Origin of the sequence: Shewanella pealeana ATCC 700345, from assembly GCF_000018285.1 — a bacterium.
Taxonomy (GTDB): Bacteria; Pseudomonadota; Gammaproteobacteria; order Enterobacterales; family Shewanellaceae; genus Shewanella; species Shewanella pealeana.
Map to the genome: position 1 here is coordinate 2,575,825 of NC_009901.1, position 22,432 is coordinate 2,598,256.

At 44.2% G+C, this 22,432-nt stretch carries 19 protein-coding genes; 16 read left to right on the forward strand and 3 right to left on the reverse strand.

Annotated features, from left to right (window positions below; translation table 11 throughout):
• Window positions 1-509: 509 nt before the first annotated feature.
• Both SPEA_RS11175 and SPEA_RS11180 read right to left on the reverse strand, forming a co-directional pair.
• The gene (locus SPEA_RS11175; RefSeq protein WP_012155363.1) at window positions 510-2,960 is read right to left on the reverse strand and encodes an efflux RND transporter permease subunit; all 2,451 of its coding nucleotides are present in this window, start codon (window positions 2,958-2,960) and stop codon (window positions 510-512) included.
• 14 nt (window positions 2,961-2,974) lie between these two features.
• On the reverse strand, window positions 2,975-3,979 hold the full coding sequence (locus tag SPEA_RS11180; RefSeq protein WP_012155364.1) for a WD40/YVTN/BNR-like repeat-containing protein: 1,005 nt from the start codon (window positions 3,977-3,979) through the stop codon (window positions 2,975-2,977).
• Between the two features lie 410 nt (window positions 3,980-4,389).
• On the opposite strand from SPEA_RS11180, the gene SPEA_RS11185 reads away from it, so the two are divergent.
• The 7 genes from SPEA_RS11185 to SPEA_RS11215 all read left to right on the forward strand — a co-directional run bounded on the left by SPEA_RS11185 (window position 4,390) and on the right by SPEA_RS11215 (window position 12,109).
• On the forward strand, window positions 4,390-5,613 hold the full coding sequence (locus SPEA_RS11185) for an acyl-CoA dehydrogenase family protein (RefSeq protein ID WP_012155365.1): 1,224 nt from the start codon (window positions 4,390-4,392) through the stop codon (window positions 5,611-5,613).
• Between the two features lie 38 nt (window positions 5,614-5,651).
• Complete coding sequence (locus SPEA_RS11190) at window positions 5,652-6,737, forward strand: ferredoxin--NADP reductase (protein ID WP_012155366.1); 1,086 nt, start codon at window positions 5,652-5,654, stop codon at window positions 6,735-6,737.
• A gap of 448 nt (window positions 6,738-7,185) precedes the next feature.
• Window positions 7,186-7,974: an SDR family NAD(P)-dependent oxidoreductase gene (locus tag SPEA_RS11195; protein ID WP_012155367.1), complete on the forward strand. Its 789-nt coding sequence runs from the start codon at window positions 7,186-7,188 to the stop codon at window positions 7,972-7,974.
• A complete protein-coding gene (locus SPEA_RS11200; protein ID WP_223296589.1) occupies window positions 7,907-9,085 on the forward strand; it encodes an alkene reductase in 1,179 nt (392 codons plus the stop codon). The genes SPEA_RS11195 and SPEA_RS11200 overlap by 68 nt, the downstream gene beginning before the upstream one ends.
• A gap of 25 nt (window positions 9,086-9,110) precedes the next feature.
• Window positions 9,111-9,860 carry an electron transfer flavoprotein subunit beta/FixA family protein gene (locus SPEA_RS11205; protein ID WP_012155369.1) on the forward strand — a complete coding sequence of 250 codons (750 nt, stop codon included), beginning with the start codon at window positions 9,111-9,113 and terminating at the stop codon, window positions 9,858-9,860.
• A gap of 12 nt (window positions 9,861-9,872) precedes the next feature.
• Complete coding sequence (locus SPEA_RS11210) at window positions 9,873-10,826, forward strand: electron transfer flavoprotein subunit alpha/FixB family protein (protein ID WP_012155370.1); 954 nt, start codon at window positions 9,873-9,875, stop codon at window positions 10,824-10,826.
• An 89-nt stretch (window positions 10,827-10,915) separates the two neighbouring features.
• Window positions 10,916-12,109, forward strand: coding sequence for a helix-turn-helix transcriptional regulator (locus SPEA_RS11215; RefSeq protein ID WP_012155371.1), 1,194 nt, complete (start codon window positions 10,916-10,918; stop codon window positions 12,107-12,109).
• Between the two features lie 67 nt (window positions 12,110-12,176).
• Here the strand turns inward: SPEA_RS11215 and SPEA_RS11220 are convergent, their stop codons facing one another.
• On the reverse strand, window positions 12,177-13,052 hold the full coding sequence (locus SPEA_RS11220) for an enoyl-CoA hydratase (protein WP_223296495.1): 876 nt from the start codon (window positions 13,050-13,052) through the stop codon (window positions 12,177-12,179).
• A 146-nt stretch (window positions 13,053-13,198) separates the two neighbouring features.
• Here SPEA_RS11220 and SPEA_RS11225 point away from each other — a divergent pair, with 146 nt between their 5' ends.
• From SPEA_RS11225 to SPEA_RS11265, 9 genes are all read left to right on the forward strand, one after another.
• A complete protein-coding gene (locus SPEA_RS11225; protein ID WP_012155373.1) occupies window positions 13,199-13,969 on the forward strand; it encodes an SDR family oxidoreductase in 771 nt (256 codons plus the stop codon).
• Window positions 13,970-14,088: 119 nt separating this feature from the next.
• On the forward strand, window positions 14,089-15,072 hold the full coding sequence (locus SPEA_RS11230; protein WP_041410932.1) for an OB-fold domain-containing protein: 984 nt from the start codon (window positions 14,089-14,091) through the stop codon (window positions 15,070-15,072).
• Between the two features lie 14 nt (window positions 15,073-15,086).
• Window positions 15,087-16,217 (forward strand): acyl-CoA dehydrogenase family protein, encoded by a 1,131-nt coding sequence (locus SPEA_RS11235; protein WP_012155375.1) that lies wholly within the window; start codon window positions 15,087-15,089, stop codon window positions 16,215-16,217.
• Window positions 16,204-16,650 (forward strand): MaoC family dehydratase, encoded by a 447-nt coding sequence (locus SPEA_RS11240; RefSeq protein WP_012155376.1) that lies wholly within the window; start codon window positions 16,204-16,206, stop codon window positions 16,648-16,650. The genes SPEA_RS11235 and SPEA_RS11240 overlap by 14 nt, the downstream gene beginning before the upstream one ends.
• Window positions 16,651-16,666: 16 nt before the next feature.
• Window positions 16,667-17,845 carry a lipid-transfer protein gene (locus SPEA_RS11245; RefSeq protein ID WP_012155377.1) on the forward strand — a complete coding sequence of 393 codons (1,179 nt, stop codon included), beginning with the start codon at window positions 16,667-16,669 and terminating at the stop codon, window positions 17,843-17,845.
• A 2-nt stretch (window positions 17,846-17,847) separates the two neighbouring features.
• Complete coding sequence (locus tag SPEA_RS11250) at window positions 17,848-19,017, forward strand: acyl-CoA dehydrogenase family protein (protein WP_012155378.1); 1,170 nt, start codon at window positions 17,848-17,850, stop codon at window positions 19,015-19,017.
• Between the two features lie 19 nt (window positions 19,018-19,036).
• Window positions 19,037-20,275, forward strand: a complete 1,239-nt coding sequence (locus SPEA_RS11255; protein ID WP_012155379.1) for an acyl-CoA dehydrogenase family protein — start codon at window positions 19,037-19,039, stop codon at window positions 20,273-20,275.
• Window positions 20,272-21,477: an acyl-CoA dehydrogenase family protein gene (locus SPEA_RS11260; RefSeq protein WP_012155380.1), complete on the forward strand. Its 1,206-nt coding sequence runs from the start codon at window positions 20,272-20,274 to the stop codon at window positions 21,475-21,477. The genes SPEA_RS11255 and SPEA_RS11260 overlap by 4 nt, the downstream gene beginning before the upstream one ends.
• A gap of 368 nt (window positions 21,478-21,845) precedes the next feature.
• Entirely contained in the window at window positions 21,846-22,322 is a 477-nt protein-coding gene (locus SPEA_RS11265; protein ID WP_012155381.1) for a 2-thiouracil desulfurase family protein, read from the forward strand.
• The last annotated feature ends 110 nt before the right edge of the window (window positions 22,323-22,432 follow it).

Here is a 22,432-nt window from a genome sequence, read left to right on the forward strand (position 1 = left end):
GAGTCCTCTGAATTAAAGCTCTAGCAATAAAAGCCAATCTATTCAGAACCAACTGATTAGATGAATCATTTAAGAGTTATTAAAGGATGATTACGATTTTCACTATGCGCTCCATTTACTGGGATCCCCATGCTTATATATCTATGCTAGTGACACAGATAACACAGATAACACAGATAACACAGTGGCTTCACAGGCCTACAGTGTATGGGGGGGGCCTTGAAAGCGTATAAATCCATAGGAACAATAGTTCTGATGATTACTCTTTATACTGATGTATTGTAATCTACAAATATCCTAGCTTAGAGGTCGCCGCGTCCATGCATGTCATTAAAAACGTTCTATGTTGACTCTAAGTGGGCGGGACAAGCAGTGGGCCCGGTTAAATTAAAAAGTTGAATAATTAATAAGTTGAATAATTAATAAGTTGAATAATTATTAAGGCGAATACAGCTAGCTGTATTCGCCTTAATAGGGTTAGAGCAGAGAGATATGTAGATGTATAAACATTATGTCTGTAATGGTTTGTCTGTGGCGATGGCTATATTTTCAATGTTATTTTTAAGCGTATCTGTAACTGCGCCCTGCGCCTCTTTTGCTGGTTTTACACCGAGGAGACAAGCAAGCGCCGGCAACAAGAATATCGCCCCTAATACATTCACGAGAAACATAAACGCTAATAAAATGCCCATGTCGGCCTGAAATTTTAGCGCGGAAAAAGCCCAGGTCCCGACACCAATAGACATAGTTACCGCAGTAAACACTGCAGCGGTACCACGGCTTCGCATCGCTTTATAAAAGGAGTTACGCAAATCGTGGCCTTGATAAAGTGAATGTTGCATCTTCTCGTATATATAGATCCCGTAATCCACGCCAACGCCAATTCCTAGTGCAATCACAGGCAGGGTTGACACTTTCAGACCAATTCCAAGTATGGCCATTAGTGCATTACAAAGTATGCAAACTAACATTAACGGCAGAATCACACATAACACACCTCTGGCAGAACGAAAGGTTACCCAACACAATAAACTAATTGCGCTGAAGATAGAGATAAGCATCTGTACTTCAGCTTTTTCTACCGCTTCATTGGTTGCTGCTGCGACGCCAGCGTTACCACCCAATAACTTAAACTCAGCATTAGAGATGTTTTGGCTGTCGGTAAAAAGCCTAATTTCTTTCACTACATGCTTAAGCGTTGCATCTTGATGATCATTTAAATAAACCAACATGTTAATGGTTTTACAACCGTTATCATTAAGCGCATGTAACGGATTTGCAGCACTCGCACCGGCAAGCAATGCGCTTGGATCCCTTTGTAAAGTTCTCCATAAGGGGTTACCTTCGTTATTGCCAGACACATATAATTTAGCTAAACCCGCAGTGGTCTTTACCGAGCGGACACCATCGACACCCCGCATATGAAAATCAAACCGGTCAACTGCATTCATCACTTCCCAATCAAGGCAAGATTCATCCCGCTTATAGCTTTCAAGATACACTGATAAGACATCCATTCCGATAGAATAGTCTTTAATAATCTGTGCATTATCGAGATTATATTGTGAATCCTCTCTGAGCTCCGGCACACCGCTACCAATATCTCCAGTTAGCAGCGAGCGGGATTGCCATGTCCCTAGGGTTAACAGAATCAACATGACGCAGACTGACAAAAGCGCGGGTTTCGGGGTCGCCAAAGCAGACACCTTCCACCAGAGTTGCTGTTCCTTCTGTAGTGGTTGCTGTTTTTTATGCGAGGCCATTTTTTCTAATGTGAGGTAAGACAGTATCACTGGCATAAACATTTTATTGGTGATGATCATCAGTGCAACGCCTAGACAAGCCGTCATTCCCAACTCTTGCACCATAGGAATATCGATAACCATGATCACCATAAAACCCAGCGCGTTAGCAAGTAAAGCGACCGTACCGGGTATGGCTAATTTACGGATGGCATTAACAGCCGCATCAGGTGAACTATAGCCATCAAGTACATCTTGCTTCCAAACGTTGGTCATTTGAACAGCATGGGACACACCGATAGAAAAAATTAAGAAAGGGACGAGTACAGACATAGGATCGATGCCGTAGCCAAGCAGTGGTAGGATCCCAAGTAGCCAAACGACAGGCAGTAATGCAACGGTAATCGCCAACAAGGTGAGTTTTAGCGATAGAGTGTAACGCCAGAGCAGTAGCAAGGTCACAATGAATGCGATAACAAAAAACAGTAAAACCGTAGACAACCCATCCATGACATCGCCCATAACTTTAGCAAAACCAATGATTTGGATGTCAATTCCTTGTCCTGCTAATTCACTACGAATTTGTTCAAGGTGGGCAGCTACTTTTGCATAGTCTGTGGCTTCTCCTGTTTCAGGATCGGTTTCCATCAAATCGGCTTGAACCATGGCGGACTTAAGATCATTTGAGACTAAATTGCCCACTTGTCCAGATTTAGTTACATTGGTTCGCACCCAGTTTAGCCCTGCTTCGTCGGCTGTAAATCGAGAAGGGATAACCACATCACCCATGAATCCAAATTCTGTGACTTCCATGTAACGCACTTCCGGCGCAAATAATGATCTTACCGTTGTTCTATTTATGCCTGGTGTAAAAATAACTTCATCATGGACTTTTCTGAGTCGATTAAGAAATTCTGCATTATAAATATCCCCCTCACCGGTCCACGTCATACTGACCATGACTCGGTTACTACCGGTAAAGGTGCTTGAGTGCTTTAAAAAAGCCTGCATATAAGGGTGTTGAATAGGAACTAACTTAGTAAAGCCGGGATCAAAGCGAGTATCTAAAGCAGAGTAGCTAAGCAAAAGGGTGATCAACAAAAAGAGTAGCCCAAGAGGCTTACGTTTCTGGATGAGCTGACGGGCACTGAAGTCGACAAAACGTTTGAGTAAGCTGATTTCAGTGGAGCTATTTGAGCTAGATTGAGACAGTGACATAAAGAACTCCAGGGCTAGCTATTTGAATTATTAGTATTAGGTGTGCTTGGTATTAACCCTGTGCTGTTTGTGGCTGGATGTACCACTCCAGAGTCAGTTGCAAACAGTAATCGGCCATCAGGTAGCATTAACAGATCAGTAATTGATAAACGTCCACCACCTTGGATGATTTTGAACGTTTCTCCTTGATCATCACTCGCCAGTACAATTCCTCCTTGGCCCGCGATGAGCAACTCTCCACTTGGTAATAAAAGGTGATTAAACAAAGAAATGGGGTAGGGGAAGTTGATTTTATGCCAGCTATCACCATTATCTTCACTACGAAAAATATTGCCTCTCATCCCATACACAATCCATTTTGAACCGCCTAAATGCAGTCCTCCATATAGCGACCCATCGTAAAATGCTGCTAATTCTTGCCAATTGTCAGCGCCATTTTGTGAACGCAGAACCGTGCCTGCCTCGCCAACAATTAACCAATTTTGTTTGTTGTCGTCAGAGATTAGTCGATTTAAATGCCAATCCGTGGCCGCTGGAGCGGCAATTTTATTCCAGTTTTCACCGTTATCGTTGGAAACCATTGAATTGCCAAACGCACCTACAGTTAACCATTGACCACTATTTAGTTTGGCAATACTGAATAAAGGGTCACTGGCAGATGGGTCGAATGCGACTTCTCGCCAGTTAAGTCCGCCGTCAGTTGTTTTTAAGATCCAGCCCTCATGGCCAATAGCCAGCCCAAAATCAGGGCTGTCAAACAACATCCGGGTGATCAACGCATAGCGCTGAGTATCGATATTGCTCATATTCCATGTCTTCCCCTCATCTTTAGATAACAATATCGTCCCAAGCTCACCACTGGCGACGAGTCCAGCAGATGTAGCGACAACATTGGTGACGTTCATATTAGTAATGGGGATGCTACTGTGAGCGAGTGGTGCTGTTTCTCTTTCCGAAAAAGCAATAATTCCGGCTGCGGCGACAATCAATGAAATAGAGATAGTAAAAATTATATGCATAACTACTCCCAGTAGTAACTTTGCTATAGCAGCAAAGCCTCTGGCTTTCACTGGTGAAATAGCACGTTCAACTTAAACGATAAAATGAATGGCATTGTTTGTATTTCTATTAATAATCAATGCTTAATGATTTTATTTTAGCCCTAGGGTTTACCTATGTTTAGTAAGTTCCAAGGCATTGCTCTTAGGCTCATTATTACCAGTTAACCTAGAGTCTCATCGTCCAAATGAGCTAGGTACTAAAAGCAGTTTTTGCAGCAGTTTTTTGTTTTAGTCCGAATTAACGATGAGTGTTTGTAACAGCTGTGGAAACCTCAACAACATAAATGAAGTGGTAACGCTTGGCTTATCCAAACTTAGCTAGGTAATTCGAAGATTGAAATTGAATGCAAATTTGGGAGTAAATGTTTATGAGTGAACATAAAGAAGTATTTTCTGCAGGCTTAATTAAAGAAGACTATATAACCGTAGAGGCTCAAGCGTTGCTTGAACTCGCCGCCGCATTAGTTCCTAACCTTGCGGCACGAGCTCGACAAACAGAAATAGACGGTAAGGTGCCCCAAGCATCAATTGATGAAATAGCTGAAGCGGGTTTATTTGCTGTTTTACAACCTAAAAGGTGGGGCGGAGCAGAGCTCGACCCTCGTGTATTTTATCGAATTCAAATGATTCTGGCTCAAGGTTGCATGTCTACTGCATGGATCTACGGTGTTATTAGTGTTCACAATTGGCAGCTGCCATTGTTTCCTGAACAAGCTCAACAAGATGTTTGGCAAGAAGATCGCTCAACCTTAATAGCTTCAACTTACATGCCAGTGGGTAGAGCTCAAGCTGTTGAAGGCGGATTCACATTTTCCGGTCGCTGGGGCTTTTCAAGTGGCTGTGAGCATTGTGAATGGATCTTTTTGGGGGCTTTACTGCCTAAAGAAGATGGCAGTGAAGGTGTTGAGCACACCACATTTTTACTACCGAAATCCGATTTTAGTATTGAAAAGAACTGGGACGTTCATGGACTGCAGGGGACTGGCAGCCACGATATCGTCGTAGACAATGTCTTTGTACCTGCACATCGAACTCAACGTACCAATAACCATAGTGATGCAGGTTGTCCAGGCAGAGTGCTCAATCAAGGTTGGTTATACAAGATCCCGTTCACTCAAGTGTTCCAGAGAGCAGTTTCAACCGCATGTATTGGCGCATTAGATGGCGCAATTGAGGTGTTTAAGCAAAGAGCATCAGCTCATGTTGGCAAGCACGGCAGCAAGACCGCTGAAGATCCTAATGCACAGTTTGCAGTAACTGCGGCAATGATGACGAGTGATCAATTAAAACTAGTTATGATGCGTAATTATGAGCGTATCGTGAATTGTGCAAAGTCTGGCGAAAACTTGGAAGTAGAAGAGCGATTATTACAGCGGGCTCAAGCAGCATCGGTTCCCAAATTGTGTGGTGAACATGCCGATGAGTTACTTCGAGCCTGCGCGGGGTCAGGGCTTTATAAATCGAATCCAATTGAAAGGGTATTTAGAGATATTCACCAAGCACGTGGACACATAGCTAATAATGGTGATGCCTATATGCGCGCCCACGGTTCAGTCATGCTTGGGTTACCAAATCTTGATCCATTTATTTAATCATCTCATTAGATAACCGTTTTTGGAAAGGAGTTGCCATGTCTTCATCTCGCTATCATCTGTTGACAGTCAGTAAACTGGTAAATGAAACCTCAGATGCACGTTCAGTGATTTTTGAAGTGCCGCCGAGTTTACGTCAAAAATTTGCATTTAAAGCCGGGCAATTTCTTACATTCAGGATCCCTAAAAACGGCGAACATCTACTGCGTTGTTATTCGTTGGCTAGTACACCAGACGAACCTATGTTGAAAGTTACCGTGAAACGGGTGGCTAATGGCGTGGTATCAACTTGGGCGGTAAACGACTTGAAGGTCGGCGATCAAGTCGAGGTCATGCAACCTGCAGGTATTTTTATACCTAAATCCGTAAGTGGTGACTTATTGTTGTGTGCTGGTGGAAGTGGCATCACCCCGATATTTTCAATTTTACAAACTGCCTTGAAGCAAGGCTCAGGTAATATCCGCTTGATCTACGCCAATCGTGATCAAGACTCGGTCATTTTTAAAAATGAATTGATAACCCTAACAGAACAATATCCAAAACGGCTCGAGGTTATCCACCTTCTTGACTCCGTTTCAGGGATCCCAAGTAATCATTTACTGGCGCGATTAGCCCAACCCTTTGCTAGCACGCTTAACTTTGAGGGGGCATTTATTTGCGGTCCAGCACCTTTTATGGACTCAATGGAGTACGCATTAGAATCAATCAACTTGTCAGCCGACAAAATCTACGTAGAACGTTTTATTTCATTACCCAATGAAAAAATAGCGGGAGGGCAAGCAACTGACGTACCAAATAACCGAATCGAAACCGTTACACAACATAGTAATGGTGCTAGCGATACGTTGATCGATGCTGTCGCCACGATCGAGCTCGATGGTCAAACCCATAATATAGACTGGAGCAAACAAGATACCCTGCTTGAAGCCGCTGAAAAGGCTGGCCTATCTTTGCCCCATTCATGTAGAGAGGGAATGTGTGCATCTTGCATGTGCGAAGTCAAAGAGGGCCAGGTTCAACTACGCGCAAATGAGGTTCTTAGCGAACGAGATTTAAAACAATCGCTAACCTTAAGCTGTCAGGCAATGCCCCATTCTTCTAAAGTCCACATTTGCTATACGTAAACTTTCGACTATATGAATTCATGAATGAATCGAGTTCATGAATTCATATAGTCCCTATGCAGATGTTGGCTATTTATCTCCTTAACCTTAGGGTTCGACAAAAGTATTAGTGTGTTAGATAGCTGAAATCAATGAGTTAACTTTAGTACGATATATCGCTATTTCATTGTTTAGTAATATGAATATACAAAGATACATTCATAACGCCGACCTTTACCCTCCTCAACAAATCTATGTGTCAACTTCCATTGACACAAAATCGATATCGTTTTCTCACGAGCCTATAACAATTTGTTATCAGGAATAACTATCGGTTATGTTTGTAGTCTCAACGGACGATGGCGTAAATCGCTACCTTTTTTAATCTGATTAATACACAACAAACCGTGATATGCGGGTTTAGCTTGGCGCAATTAATGGCCAGCGGCATCATCTAAGGAGATTTAAGATGCAGTCAAATAGTATTAATCATGCTCGCCTTCTAGGAAAAGTCGCATTTATTACCGGAGCTGGCAGTGGTATTGGTGCAGCGACAGCAGTTCGTTTAGCTGCTGAAGGGGCGAAGGTTATGATTTGTGGTAGAAATCAGCCGCCTTTAGATCTTGTTGTAGCGCAGATAAAGCAGGCCGGTGGTGTGGCTACTGCAGTTATTGCAGATGTGTCTAATGAAACTGAGCTCGTAGCAGCGATAGAACGATGTGCTAGCGAATATGGTTCACTAGACATTATGGTCAACAATGCGATGGCCTTTACTTGGGGCAGTATCGAAGAGATGGACACGCAAGCTTGGCATGAAAATTTCAAAACCTCAGTAGACGGTACCTTTTGGGGAACAAAGGCCGCAATGAAATTAATGAAAAGTAATGGTGGCAGTATCATCAATTTATCATCAATTTGTGGCGAGCTAGGAACCCCATGGATGTCAGGCTATAGCGCAGCTAAAGCCGCAGTGACTAATTTTTCAAGAGCCGCTGCAGCCGAAGGCGCAGCGAGCAACATCCGCGTCAATACCGTCATTCCGGCTGTTGTTGAAACACCAGCTACAGAGGGGATGCTCTCAAATGCCACCGCTCGAAAGAACACTGAACGGTTAATTCCTATGGGGCGAGTAGGACAACCAGATGAATTAGCATCTGTTATCGCATTTCTTGCCAGTGATGAAGCATCCTATGTCACCGGCGTTAGCTTACCTGTCGATGGTGGCCGAGCAGCTGTACTCGTTACGGCAATGGATTGAGGTAGTGATGATTAGTAACCAAAGCATACAAGCTAAAGAAGCGCTGCTAAGTCCATTAATAATTGGCGATATCACGCTTAATAATCGTGTTGTGATGGCGCCGATGACCCGTAATCGCGCTAACAGTGATGGTACGCCCACGACCAGCATGGTTCAGCATTATTCTGATAGAGCATCCGCCGGACTCATAGTCGCAGAAGGAACTTGGCCTAGCCGCGAAGGGCAGGCATATTGCCGCCAGCCGGGTATTGAAACCAAAGAACATTGTCTGGCGTGGCGCCATGTCACAGATGCAGTTCATGCTAAAGGTGGAAAAATTGTGCTGCAGATAATGCATAGTGGCCGCATTGGAAGTAAGCACATTAAAGGCGAAACCGTTAAAAGCTTCGCACCATCAGCGATTCAAGCCGCTGGAAAGGTCTACACCGATAGCGCTGGCATGCAAGATTTTGATGTGCCGCTAGCCTTAAATACAGTGCAGGTTGCCCAAGTGATCGCCAAGCATCGCCAAGCTGCGATTAATGCAATAGAAGCTGGGTTTGACGGTGTTGAACTTCATTGTACCAGCGGATATTTACCCATGCAGTTCTTATGTTCTGGCTCGAATCAACGTACTGATAAATATGGTGGCAGTAGCGATAACCGTGCAAGCTTTGCTTACGAATGTTTATTAAGCATGAGTGATGCGATTGGCGCAGGGCGGGTCGGTTTAAGGATTAACCCCGGCAACAGTTTTAACGATTGCTCAGATGATAACCCGGCGCAAAGCCATATCAGTTTGCTAAAGCAAGTTAACGGTTTAAACCTTGCTTATTTACATGTGATGAAATCGCCATTAGCTGAAATAGATGCGTTTGCGTTAGCACGCGAACATTTTGACGGTCCGTTGATTTTAAATGATGGTTTCGAACCTGCAAGTGCTGCAGAAGCGGTACAAGAGCAATTGGGGCAAGCGGTCTCTTTTGCAAGACATTTCATCGCCAATCCTGATTTAGTTTATCGAATTAATGATGACCTTCCATTATCTACATTTGATCGCAAAAGCTTATATACCGCCGGTGATGCTGGCTATAACAATTATCAAACTCATCAATCATTAACCACGAGTTGAAAACCGGAAAAAAAGGAAATTAATAATGAAAATACTGGTACCAATAAAACGAGTGGTCGATCATAACGTTAAAGTCAGAATCAAGTCTGATGGCAGTGGTGTTGATTTTAATAACGTCAAGATGTCAATAAACCCATTCGATGAAATTGCCATCGAAGAAGCTGTGCGTCTAAAAGAAGCGGGGATTGCAACTGAAGTCATTGCGGTAAGCTGCGGCGCAAAAGCATGCCAAGAAACCTTACGTACAGCTTTGGCTGTTGGCGCTGACCGTGCGATTCAGGTCAATACCGATGCAGATCTAGAACCACTAGGTGTTGCCAAAATACTCAAACAAATTGTCAAGCGTGAAGCCCCGCAATTAGTCATTTGTGGCAAACAAGCAATCGATGATGATTGTAACCAAACTGGGCAGATGTTGTCTGCATTACTCGGTTGGTCACAAGGCACGTTTGCCTCAGAGCTTAAAGTCGATGCCAATGAATTGTCTGTTACCCGTGAAATCGACGGCGGGCTTGAAACTCTCATGCTTGCATTGCCTGCCGTTGTTAGTTGCGATCTACGTTTGAATCAACCTAGATACGCGTCGCTTCCTAATATTATGAAAGCTAAACGCAAGCCTTTAGAAGTCATTGAATTAAATGAGCTTAATGTCGATGTGAAACAACGAGTAACAGCCATAAATTATACGTTCCCGGCGACACGCAGTGCAGGTGTTATGGTGGAAGACGTTGCAGAGTTAGTGAGTAAATTACGTGAAGAAGCACGAGTACTATAAGGAGATAGTTAAATGAAATTGTTAGTTATAGCTGAACACGATAATACTCGAATAGCCGACGTAACATTTAATGCGATACAAGCCGCGGCGCAACTCGCATCGTTCTCAACAGATGCGAAAATTGAGTTACTCATTGCTGGAGATGATTGCCAAGCTGTCGCCAACGAGGCCGTTACTTTAAGTCATGTGGATACAGTACGTTGTGTTGAAGCCGCTCACTATCAAGCAGGCTTAGCGGAAAACTTAGCGAGTTTGGTTGTTGAGCAGACTGAAAAACATCAGTATCAAGCCATTATTGCAGCAAGCAGTAGTTTTGGTAAGAATGTGGCTCCCCGCATCGCGGCATTATTGGATGTTTCACAGATATCTGATGTAACCGCCATCAATGGTCTAGGCCGATATACAAGACCAATCTATGCCGGCAACATCATGCTCAACTGTGAGACGCAAGATCCTGTACAGGTGCTAACGATTAGACCGACAGCTTTTGATAAGGTCACTAACCAAGGCCAAGCCGAATGTATTAGTGAGTCTCCAGCACAAGATCTCGGTTTATCTCGGCTGATTAAACGTGAATTGTCTGAGTCAGACAGACCCGAACTTGGCGCGGCTAACATTATTATTTCAGGAGGGCGTGGCCTAGGAAGTGGCGATAATTACAAACAACTACTCGAACCTCTGGCTGATAAACTTGGGGCGGCTTTGGGGGCCTCTCGAGCTGCAGTTGATGCCGGTTACGTACCTAACGACTATCAAGTCGGACAAACCGGTAAGATTGTTGCGCCGGAACTCTATATTGCGGTTGGGATCTCCGGGGCAATACAACACCTTGCAGGTATGAGTGACTCGCAAATCATTGTTGCCATCAATAAAGATCCAGACGCACCTATATTTCAAGTCGCCGACTATGGCTTAGTTGGAGATTTATTTACTGCCATTCCAGAATTAACCGGAGCACTAACGTAAGTTTAATGTTTTTCGTATAGGCTGGTAGTACAGCCTATACGCAACCAATTTAAAAATAACAAAAATTATAAAGTTAATTGGAGGGGATTTTGCCTAATATTGACCTAGAAATTGAATACTACAATGACCTTGTTGAATCTATTTATGACGCTGCACAAAATAATTCCAGTTGGTCTGAGCCTTTAGAGGAACTGAGAAAGTTATTTGGCGCAAATTATGTCACTTTAATACTCAAACAACCCCTGCCTGATGATGAACAAGGCATAGGCCTAATGGTCGCGGTTGGCGGTAATATAGATGATGAGAGTAAAATCCAGTATTTGCCCTACGGCCATACGTTAACGCCCTTTAATGACCAAGAACCGAATACGATTGTAACGGTTGATGATCTTATGGACGAACAGCAGTGGATTGAGAGTTCCTATCGGCGTCATTGGTGCATGCACAATGATGTTTATCATGTGATGGCGGTTGATATCTCAATTCCTGATGTCGGTAATCTGCCTTTTAGGATCACTCGCGGAGAAGCCGATACCGCATTTAGTGCAGAAGATAAAGCATTATGCCAGTTTTTTGTTTCTCACCTTAGACGCGCGCTCGGGATCCACTTGCAACTCAATCGAAGTGAATCATTGGGCTCAATGTACTCTCAGGCCATCGGCCGTTTATCCATTGCCACCATTAAAATTGATGAGCAAGGTAAAGTATTAGATCAAAATATCTTTGCACGAGAAATTATCGATGCAGGAGATGGCCTAAAAATAGTCTGCGGTAAATTAACTGCGACATCGAGCAGCGATAACCGAGAATTAAAACATTTAGTCAAAGGCGCGTTTGAACGAGCACGTAATAATCGTAAAAATATTTTGCCTGAAGCCATGTCTGTTAGTCGCCCCTCTTGTGAGGTCAATTTAGGCATAGTGGTTGAAGTCATCCCAGGTCTTGATTGGGCTGAGGGTAAAGGTCAAGCTCAAGCAATTGTCTACATTCGAGATTCAGTGAGCAAATCTCAAGCCAGTAGCGATATGGCGAAGAAGCTTTTTGGCCTCACGCCTGCTGAAACAGCCTTGTCTTTACAGTTAACGAATGGTTTGTCGCTAGAAGAGGCATCTGAAGCCCTCAATATTCGTAGAAATACTGCTAGGGCACACTTACGCGCGATTTTTTCCAAAACCGGTGTTCGTCGTCAGACTGAGCTTGTACGAATTTTTCTAAACAGTGTGGCTGCGCTGGGTTATAACAATGTCGATTCAAAAAGTAATGACATTAGAACGGAGGAGTAACCTGTTATCTAGCTCATTGCTCTACGTTAGATGTAAACGGCGCATTTGGCGAAGCGCCGTGATGATATTATTTGCCGGTAAACACCGCTCGTCTTTTTTCGAGAAAAGCGACCATGCCTTCACGCTGATCTTCAGAAGCAAACAATAACGCATTGGCTTTACGCTCTAGCGCCATGGCAGCAGGGAGTGATGCGTCCATGCCTGCAAGTATAACTTCCTTTATTTGCTCAGCCGCTAAAGGAGGCATACGAGCGATACGTCTAGCATTTGTTAAGGCTTGTTCTAGTACGCTATCATCGTCGCACACTTCACTCACTAATCCGGCAGTAAATGCTTCTTGCGCTGTAATAGGGCGTCCTGTTAGTGCCATTTGCATGGCTTTTGCCTTACCTACTGCACGTACCAATCTTTGAGTGCCACCGATACCGGGCATGATCCCTATGGCGATTTCTGGCTGGCAAAACGCCGCAGTTTCGCCAGCTATTATAATATCGGCTAACATCGCAAGCTCGCAGCCCCCTCCATAAGCATAACCACACACAGCAGCTATAACGGGTTTTGGGCATTGCTCTATAGGCGCCCATAGTCTTTCAGTATGGCGCTGATAAATATCAATTGGACTGGCTTCGATAAGGCTAGTTATATCACCGCCAGCTGCAAAAACCTTATCGCCTCCGGTCAGCACTATACATCGTACTGTGGGATCATTAGATAAAGCGCTAAAGTGATCAGATAAACACTGTTGTAACTCAAGACTTAACGCATTGGTCGCCGCGGGTCTATTCAGAGTTAATAATGCTACGCCTTCCTCCGGCCTTTCTAATAACACCGTCTGTTGTTGATTCTCCAACTTATCTCTCCTCAAGTAGTGCCGTGCATCGATGTCTGTTGGTTGACGTGATAGTACAGAAAAAGCAACAAATTCGATTTTATTCATATTCATAGCCACTTTCACCCTTAGTGCAAATTGCGACATCGTCCATTTAGACGAAGCTAACTTTGCCTAGCTAATGATATTTATATAAGCCTAAGAAAAACGGCGAGTTAACTTCAATTTTGGCCGTTACAAATATGACTAAGGGTAAAGTTATGCAGATTGATTACCAGAATAAAGTGGTATTGGTGACAGGTGGCACTAAAGGTATTGGAGCAGGCATTGCTACGGAGTTTCTTGCAGCTGGAGCCAAAGTAATCGTTTGCGGTCGCAGTGAGCCGCAAACACTACCAAATTCCGGTAACAACACTGCGCAGTTTATTTATGCGGACCTTAAAAAACATGACGATATTGAAACCTTGTTTAGCACGATTGCTAAACAATATCCCCGTCTTGATGTGGTGATCAATAACGCCGGAGGAAGCCCTTTTGCGTTAGCCGACAAAGCCTCACCACGATTCCATGAGAGCATTCTTCGCCTAAATCTTATTGCGCCTTTAAATGTCGCTCAACAAGCGAACGCACTAATGCAAGAACAAGACTCGGGGGGGGCAATTGTGTTTATAGGCAGTATTAGTGCGCTTAGAGCCTCTCCAGGGACCGCAGCCTATGGAGCAGCAAAAGCGGCGGTATTGTCATTAGTACAATCTCTTGCCGTTGAATGGGCACCAAAAGTTAAGGTAATGGCCGTCAGCCCGGGTCTAGTAAAAACCGAGCAATCGCAGCTTCATTATGGTGATGATGAGGGGATAGCTGCGGTCGCTAAAACGATACCTGCAGGTCGATTAGCCGATCCGGCTGACATAGCTAAGGCTTGTTTATTTCTCGCATCAGAAAACGGTTTTTATGCCAGTGGTTGCAACTTATTACTTAACGGAGGCGGCGAAATGCCTGCGTTTTTAATGGCTTCTCAAACTACTCAATAATTAATAGCAGTAACAAAATGGTTTGTATGAGCTTTATAACGAGCGGGTACCAGCTTGTTTAACAACATTATTTTAAGCATTGAGTGCAGAGATACTCAAGAACAGCAGGAGGATTGACATTGGCTGATTATCCTTGGATGACCCAAATACGCACTTTAGTAGGCACAGAGTACGACCGTATATACGCATGGGATGCTATCAACCCTGCGATGGTAAGGCAATGGTGCGAAGTCATGGGAATTGATAACCCACTTTATACCGATGAACAATACGCATTAACAACAGAGTTTGAAGGCATTGTTGCACCGCCTTCAATGTTACAGACGTGGTGTTTAGCCGGGTTTAACGATGTTTGTGCGCCGGGGTCTTCAGAAGAAAACCCTTACGGCGTACTGAAATTATTGGAGGCACAAGGCTACCCAGCGGTTGTTGCGGTTAATTCTGAACTCGATTTTAAACGATATTTAAAAATGGGCGAGAAGCTTTGTTACACCACAAAATTAGAGTCAATTAGCGAAGAAAAAACCACCGGCCTTGGGGTTGGATACTTTGTCACTTTTATCATGACTTATTTTTCAACTCATAACGATGGTGAAGAAGAATTGGTCGGCACTTTATTATTTAGAGTGTTTAAATTTAAACCAGCAGCTCGCGCAGAATCCACGCCTGAAGTAAAACAGGATCCAAAGCCTGCTGCCAAAGTGTATAAGCGACCAAAGCCTGGGATCAGCGATGATAATCGGTTCTTCTGGGATGGCTGTAATCAACATGAACTTCGTATCCAGCACTGTACTTGTTGCGACAAACTACAGCATCCACCGGCACCGATATGTATGCATTGTCAGTCGTTCGAGCTAGACCATAAAGTGGTTAGCGGTAAGGGGAGTATCTTCTCTTTTGTGGTGATGCATTATCCAGAAGTCCCACCATTTGAGCACCCGAACCCAATCGCTCTCGTCGAATTAGAAGAGGGGGTAAGGTTAACGGCTGGCTTGATCGGCATTGAGCCTGAGGACGTAGTCATTGGTCAAAAAGTTAAAGTGGAGTTCACCACCTACGACGGTGATTTGACACTACCAATGTTCAAACCTGTCAGCGGATAAAAAGGGGGGATATTATGGATTTTTCATTAACCGAAGAGCAGCAAGCGATCTTTGAAATGTCTCAGGGAGTGTTTAACGATTGCTGCACCGATGAGTACCTACGTGAAGTTGACGATTCAAATATCACCATAATGGATACATTGTGGCAAACCTGTATTGAAACCGGATTACATGCGCTGTATTTGCCAGAAGAGTATGGCGGAAGTGAATTAGGAATGACCGAACTTGCATTAGTACTACAAGCACAAGGTGCAGCATTAGGTTTGGTTCCACTTTGGCGCCATCAATTAGCCGGGGCATGTTTAGCCAAGTTTGCTACTGCAGATCTACACCCCGTTGTGCGCGCAGCAGCTTCTGCTGACAATATATTAACCCTCAGTATGCCAAAGCTTAGCAAGCATAGCGCGTTAGTTAAGGCGACTCCGAATAAAGAAAACAACGGTTACTTACTTAGCGGTAAATTATCAGCTGTTGCAGACGCAGCTATCGCTAGCCATGTGTTGATGCCAATTGAAATCGCTAACAAAGTGGGTTTTGCGCTGGTGCAATTAGATGCTGTCAATATAGAGCGTATCGATGGAGTACTAACTCAGGGCGAACAAGTTTCAGATCTTGTTTTTAATCAATGCCCAGTATTCGGGCATCAGCTTCTAGCAGATGGTGCCAGTGAATGGCTTACTCCCAGAGTGCTTGCAGCCTTTAGTGCAATGCAGCTTGGAGTCAGCGAGGAACAGCTTAAAAGAACCGTTGAATATATCTGTGAGCGTCGTCAATTTGATCGTCAAATTGGCGCATTCCAAGCCGTTCAAATGACAATGGCTGATTGTCGTATTGCCTTAGAAGTGCTGCGTTCCACCTTATTGCAACTTTGCTATCGCATTGATGCGGGCCTTGGTTGTGATTCTGAAGCGCTAGCTTGTGCGCTGCATGCTTGTGATGCAGGACACTTGATAGGCCATAAAGCGCAACATGTTCATGGCGGTTTCGGTGTAGATATCAGTTATCCAATACATCGTTATTTGTATTGGAGCCGCGCAATATCACTAGGACTTGGCGGAAGCCAAGCAATAACCGAGCGGTTAGGTGACTGGTTAGCAGAGAATGACAAACTTGGATGGAAGTATGACCTCAATGAAAACAATTAATACTAAAAACAGTGTGGCTAGCAACTTTTCAAATGTAAATCTTGGTGACAAATTACCACAGCTTACAATTCCTATCACGGTTGCATTAATCACTAGTGGCGCGATTGCGACCCGAGATTTTTTCCCAGGTCATCATGATAAAGATGCCGCTAAGGAATTAGGCTCGCCCCATATTTTTATGAATATCTTGACGACTAATGCATTAGTTCAGGGCTTTGTTGAGCAATGGGGAGGGGCAAACATTCGTTTTACTAATCTGAACATTAAGCTAGGAATGCCAAATTACCCTGGAGACACCATGGTATTTAATGGAGAAGTCAGCGCACTTGATCCACAGAATCATTCAGCAGTGATTAGCCTTGTTGGGAAAAATTCAATGGGTGCCCATGTGAGTGGCTCCGTTTCTGTTTCATGGCCACGAGATTTCGCGTAATTAAAGGAGAATTTAGATGGATGCATCGATCAGTGGTAAGGCTGCTATTGTTGGTTTAGGCGCTACTGAGTTTTCTAAAAACTCTGGCCGTACAGAATTACGTTTGGCAATGGAAGCAACATTATCGGCACTTAAAGATGCCGGGATTGACCCGAGTGAAGTTGACGGTTTCTGCTCTTATTCTGTAGATAAAGTGCCAGAGTATGAAGTGGCTCGTTTACTCGGCTGTAAGGAAGTCAAGTTTTTCTCCCAAATCCCTCATGGCGGTGGCGCTGCGTGTGCACCGGTTATGCATGCCGCTATGGCTGTCGCCTCTGGTGTGGCTAAAACCGTTGTGGTGTATCGTGCGATGAACGAGCGCTCTTGGTATCGATTTGGTACCGGGGATTATGGTTTCGCTAATACGCCGACATTTGAAAATGTAAATTATGGTTGGTATATGCCTCATGGTTTTCATACGCCCGCATCATGGGTCGGTATGTTCGCCCAGCGATATATGCATGAATATGGCGCGACATCAGAAGATTTCGGACGCATAGCCGTTGCGGCGCGAGACTTTGCGGCGACCAATCCCGCCGCGTTCTTCCATAATAAGCCGATTACTTTAGAGGAACACCAAGCGTCAAGATGGATCTGTGAACCATTACATTTGCTTGACTGCTGCCAAGAGTCAGATGGAGCGGTTGCTATGGTGATCACCAGTGCAGAGCGAGCAAAAGATTTAAAGCAGAAAAGCGTGGTGATAAAAGCCGGCGCCCAAGGTATTGCACAAGGGCAGCAAGTGATGACTTCATTTTATCGTGACGATATTACCGGACTGCCTGAAATGGGCATTGTCGCAAAAGAGCTCTACAAGCAATCAAAGTTAACTCCTGAAGACTTCCAGACTGCAGTCATCTATGACCACTTTACCCCATTTGTATTGCCACAACTTGAAGAGTTTGGTTTTGCTAAACGCGGACAAGCGAAAGAGTTTATCCGTGCAGGCGAGCATGCTCGAGGTGGAAAGTTGCCGATTAACACCCATGGTGGCCAGCTTGGCGAAGCCTATATTCACGGTATGAACGGTATCGCAGAGGCGGTACGCCAAGTACGTGGCTCTGCGGTCAATCAAGTCGATGATGTTGAGAACGTATTAGTTACAGCTGGAACAGGCGTGCCAACCAGTGGCCTGATTTTAAGTGCGGAGGCTTAGGTATGTATATTGATTTAACGCCAGAACAGCATCAATTGCGCTTAAAAATTCGGGATTACTTTACCAAGCTGATGACACCAGAGCTCAAGGCTAAATTACGTGGAAAAGAGGGCGGAGACGACTATCGCGCTGTTATCGAGCAAATCGGTAAGGATGGTTGGTTAGCGGTGGGATGGCCAAAAGAGTTTGGTGGCCAAGGCTATCAAGCGACTGAGCAGCTTATTTTCTTTGAAGAAGCCAATATCGCAGGTGCGCCTCTACCATTTGTGACCATTAGTACGGTAGGTCCCGCATTAATGGAGCACGGCACAGAGTATCAAAAGCAGAAGTTCTTACCGGGTATTGCCAGAGGAGAAATCATTTTTGCCATCGGTTATTCAGAACCTAATGCAGGTTCTGATCTGGCTACATTGACCACGGCTGCAAAAGTTGAACAAGAAGGTTTTGTTGTCAATGGCAACAAAATGTGGACCTCTGGTGCTGAGTCTGCTGATTATATTTGGCTGGCAGCTCGAACAGATCCAGAGCAGGCGCGGCATAAAGGTATTTCGATTATGATCGTTGATACCCAAACTCCAGGTTTTTCACATACCGTGATCCCCACCTGTTCGAACCCAACGGCAGCAACTTACTATGACGACGTTGTCGTACCAAAAGAAATGCTTGTTGGCGAGCTCAATCGGGGCTGGAAACTGATCACTTCCCAATTAAACCATGAGCGTTTAGGGTTAGGAGCATGGTCAGATAAAGTGGTGAGTTTGTACCGTAAAGTTTACCTTTGGGCTAAGGCAAAAGATGAGCACGGCCGATGCGCAACTGATAATCCATGGGTGCGAAGCGCTTTAGCCAAGTGCTATTCGCGTTTAGAAGCAATGCGGCTGATTAATTTTAGAATTGCCGCAGATCTTGAGCAAGGGCAAATGGATGTTGCGTTGGCATCAATCACTAAAGTTTATGGTTCTGAATCTGCAATTGAAATATTGCGTCTGTTACAAGATATTGTCGGCAGTAACGGCATGGTCCGTGAAGGTTCAAGCGCCTCATTATTACTTGGCGAACTCGAGTATGAAGTACGTGCTTCTGTCACGCTGACTTTTGGTGGTGGAACAAATGAGATCCAGCGAGAGCTCATTGCGCAATTTGGATTGGGTTTACCCAGAGCACGTAACTAAAGTTAGAAGGATTTGCATCATGAGCGATATGGATTTATTTAAAAACGATGTAAAACAGTGGCTAGAAGAAAATTGCCCACATTCTCTCAGAACGCCGACTCCGGAGAATGAATTAGTGTGGGGCGGTAAAAACGTAAACTTTGTCACCCAAGATATGCGTGATTGGTTTGAGCGTATGCGCGATAAACGTTGGTTTTGTCCGGGATGGCCTTCCGAATATGGCGGTGGGGGGTTGTCGGCTACAGAAGTCAATATTCTCGAGAAAGAAATGCTCCGCATGCGATGCCGTCCACCGCAAATCAATCTAGGAATTTGGATGCTAGGTCCAGTGCTATTAAAGTATGGTACTGAAGAGCAGAAAAAACGCCTGCTGCTGCCGATGACACAAGGTGAAGTCCGCTGGTGCCAAGGGTTTAGCGAACCTAATGCCGGCTCAGATCTTGCCAATATCCGGACTAGTGCCGTCGATATGGGCGATCACTTTTTGGTTAATGGCTCTAAAATTTGGACCTCATACGGCGATAAATCGGACTGGATGTATGCCTTAGTAAGAACCGATAATAACGCCTCGAAGCATGCAGGGATCAGTTTACTCGCACTCGATATGGCAAGCGCCGGAGTAACGCCTAAAACTATCGATTTAATCAGTGGAAAATCGACATTCTGTGAAGTGTTCTTCGATAATGTCAAAGTGCCTAAAGACAACCTTATTGGTGATGTAAACGGTGGCTGGCCGCTAGCAAAGCTACTGCTTCAGCACGAGCGCAGCGCAATGAGCAAGTTTGGTGAGTTTAGTTTGCCAAATCATTTTCACCTCAAAACGTTTGTTAACGACTATATGCCCAAGCCTCACACTGTATCGGAAACGATTTTGCATGCACGCACCGTTGTTTGTGATATGGAAGAAAGGATCTTTAATTTGACGGTTCAGCGCATGGGAGAAGAAGCTCGTTCTGGAAAGGATGTTTTCCCTACGATGTCAATTATGAAGTATGCCCATAGTGAACAAGAGAAAGTTAAGTTTGAGTTGCTACTCGATGTGATGGGTTACCGAGCTCTGGGGTGGCAGCTAGATGGCTGCGCTAACGACAGTTTTAGCGAGCAAGAGCTTAGTGTTACCCGTGGTTGGCTAAATAGCTTTACGCAAACCATTGCGGGTGGGTCTTCTGAGGTTCAGCTAAATGTGATCGCTAAAAGAGTGCTCAACTTACCTGATAGTAAAGCGGGATCTTCAGTTAAAAAGGTAACAACATCATGAAGCTAATTTATAACGAAGACGAACGTATGTTGGCTGACACTGCCATAGAGTTTTTGACATCAAAAAGCCCTGTTGCAGCCAAAAGAGCCTTACGAGATGAAAATACCGAACTGAGTTTCGACCCGCTTATTTGGCAAGAAATGATCCAATTAGGCTGGAGTGGGATAAGCTTTTCTGAAACGTTAGGGGGACACGGTTTTAGCCATAAAGGCTTAGCGGGGATCTTTGAAGCCATAGGCAATAATTTAACTCACTCACCTATGCTGTCATCTGTGGTCATTTGTGGTGGCATTTTACAACAACTAGCTAAAACCAATGATTTATCCAAGCAGCATATCAGTTGGCTTGAACAAATTATCAGTGGAGACAAGCGCGTTGCCTTGGCACTAGAGGAAGGTGTAAGACACGACCCGGAAAATATTACGACGACAGCGATAAAGGTCGATGGTGGCTACCGCTTATCCGGTCATAAGGCGATGGTGATTGACGGAGTAGGTGCAGATGCACTGTTAATTGTAGCTCGCATTAACGATGTTAACGCGCCGATTAGTCTATTTTTAGTGGCCAATGATGGGCGTTTTAGCCATAACAAAATGTCGGTAATCGATTCCGGTAATTACAGTTCAGTGACGTTTGAGCAAACGCTAATCGGCGATGAGTCATTATTAACGAGTTCACTAGCCGCTAATGAGGTGAACCCAGCCAAAAGTGCACTTGATGTGGGTCTTGCTTTAGGCCGTTTATGCTTAGCCGCTGAAATGTTAGGTGCATGTTCAGCATTGTTTAACATGACAATCGACTATCTAAAAACTCGTGAGCAGTTTGACGTAAAAATTGGCACATTCCAGGCGCTTCAACATCGAGCGGCAAAATGTTTTATCGAGCTAGAATTAGCACGTAGTGCAGTTATTAACGGATTTGTTACGGCTGATAAGTTAAATAACTTGCAAGCTGAACAATCGGCCGATTCTGCTAGGTTATTACAAATCATCGATGATATTTCCGCCGCTGCATCGTTAGCAAAATGGAAAGTGGGCCAGTTGAGTGACATGATCTCAGGCGAAGCAGTACAAATGCACGGTGGAATAGGGGTGACCGATGAGTTGGATGTTGGGTTATATCTAAAACGGATCCGTGTGGCACAAATGAGCCTAGGAGACAGTGACTTTCATTTAGCACACTATGCAGCCTTAACCGAGTAATACCGCTGCAATCACGCGCATTAGTAGCATCGCTAATGCGCGTTCATTCGCAATACAGCCGCGACTCTGGCCAACCCCATGTTGATAACGCCATTTTTATGGCCACCTAATAAATAACATCTAATTAATGAAACTGTCTGAGTGTACGGTATAGGTGTTAATCATTCTCCTCGGCAATTTTAGTTTCACACTGCAAATGCTCCCTCTAAACGTTGTTTGTAAATTATCCCTCATGAAGCATCCACTGCATTGTAATAAATAATCAAGCGTGACTAATCAACAGTGACTTAACCTTAAAAATCTAGATTGAAATCGTAACTAAGTTGGTGTTATACAAGCAAGTTAACGAATTGAGGTAAGGATCTAAAGTGGCGAAGGTATTAGTGAGTTCATGTTTGTTGGGTTGTAATGTTCGCTATAACGCGAGTCAGATTGAGGTTAATAGCGCAGACTTTGATGACGTCGTTAAATCGCATAGCATCATCTCTTTTTGTCCAGAAGTTGCAGCCGGGTTAGTGATACCTAGAGCTCCGGCTGAAATCTGTCAAGGTTCAGGTGTGGATGTATTAGCAGGCTCAGCCAAAATAATGTGCCAAGACCAAACCGATGTCACTGAGGCTTTTATATTGGGAGCAGAGCTGGCTTTGCAAGTCTGCATTAAGCAAGGGGTAACCCATGCTATTTTAACGGAGTCTAGTCCATCTTGTGGTAGCTCAAATATTTATAATGGTAAATTTGAAGGCGTTAAAATACCAGGACAAGGGGTCACTTGTGCTTTATTAGAAAAACACGGCATTAAGGTAACAAACCAGTATGAATTAGCAGAATTAACCAGCCACAGCTAATTGAAAGCAAAGAGTCGTGTTTAAGAGTCTACATTGTTCGCAATAATCGCGGATTATCCAGATGTGAATAATCCGCGCTGGCATAGATTGCGGCCTTTATGTTGTCACTG

Bases quoted from the DNA above. Each gene is read 5' to 3' on its own strand.
- SPEA_RS11235 (WP_012155375.1), top strand. From the start codon at position 15,087: ATGGATTTTTCATTAACCGAAGAGCAGCAAGCGATCTTTGAAATGTCT.
- SPEA_RS11210 (WP_012155370.1), top strand. From the start codon at position 9,873: ATGAAATTGTTAGTTATAGCTGAACACGATAATACTCGAATAGCCGAC.
- SPEA_RS11245 (WP_012155377.1), top strand. From the start codon at position 16,667: ATGGATGCATCGATCAGTGGTAAGGCTGCTATTGTTGGTTTAGGCGCT.
- SPEA_RS11260 (WP_012155380.1), top strand. From the start codon at position 20,272: ATGAAGCTAATTTATAACGAAGACGAACGTATGTTGGCTGACACTGCC.
- SPEA_RS11195 (WP_012155367.1), top strand. From the start codon at position 7,186: ATGCAGTCAAATAGTATTAATCATGCTCGCCTTCTAGGAAAAGTCGCA.
- SPEA_RS11220 (WP_223296495.1), bottom strand. From the start codon at position 13,052: ATGAATATGAATAAAATCGAATTTGTTGCTTTTTCTGTACTATCACGT.
- SPEA_RS11240 (WP_012155376.1), top strand. From the start codon at position 16,204: ATGAAAACAATTAATACTAAAAACAGTGTGGCTAGCAACTTTTCAAAT.
- SPEA_RS11185 (WP_012155365.1), top strand. From the start codon at position 4,390: ATGAGTGAACATAAAGAAGTATTTTCTGCAGGCTTAATTAAAGAAGAC.
- SPEA_RS11205 (WP_012155369.1), top strand. From the start codon at position 9,111: ATGAAAATACTGGTACCAATAAAACGAGTGGTCGATCATAACGTTAAA.
- SPEA_RS11180 (WP_012155364.1), bottom strand. From the start codon at position 3,979: ATGCATATAATTTTTACTATCTCTATTTCATTGATTGTCGCCGCAGCC.
- SPEA_RS11225 (WP_012155373.1), top strand. From the start codon at position 13,199: ATGCAGATTGATTACCAGAATAAAGTGGTATTGGTGACAGGTGGCACT.
- SPEA_RS11175 (WP_012155363.1), bottom strand. From the start codon at position 2,960: ATGTCACTGTCTCAATCTAGCTCAAATAGCTCCACTGAAATCAGCTTA.
- SPEA_RS11255 (WP_012155379.1), top strand. From the start codon at position 19,037: ATGAGCGATATGGATTTATTTAAAAACGATGTAAAACAGTGGCTAGAA.
- SPEA_RS11200 (WP_223296589.1), top strand. From the start codon at position 7,907: ATGTCACCGGCGTTAGCTTACCTGTCGATGGTGGCCGAGCAGCTGTAC.
- SPEA_RS11250 (WP_012155378.1), top strand. From the start codon at position 17,848: ATGTATATTGATTTAACGCCAGAACAGCATCAATTGCGCTTAAAAATT.
- SPEA_RS11190 (WP_012155366.1), top strand. From the start codon at position 5,652: ATGTCTTCATCTCGCTATCATCTGTTGACAGTCAGTAAACTGGTAAAT.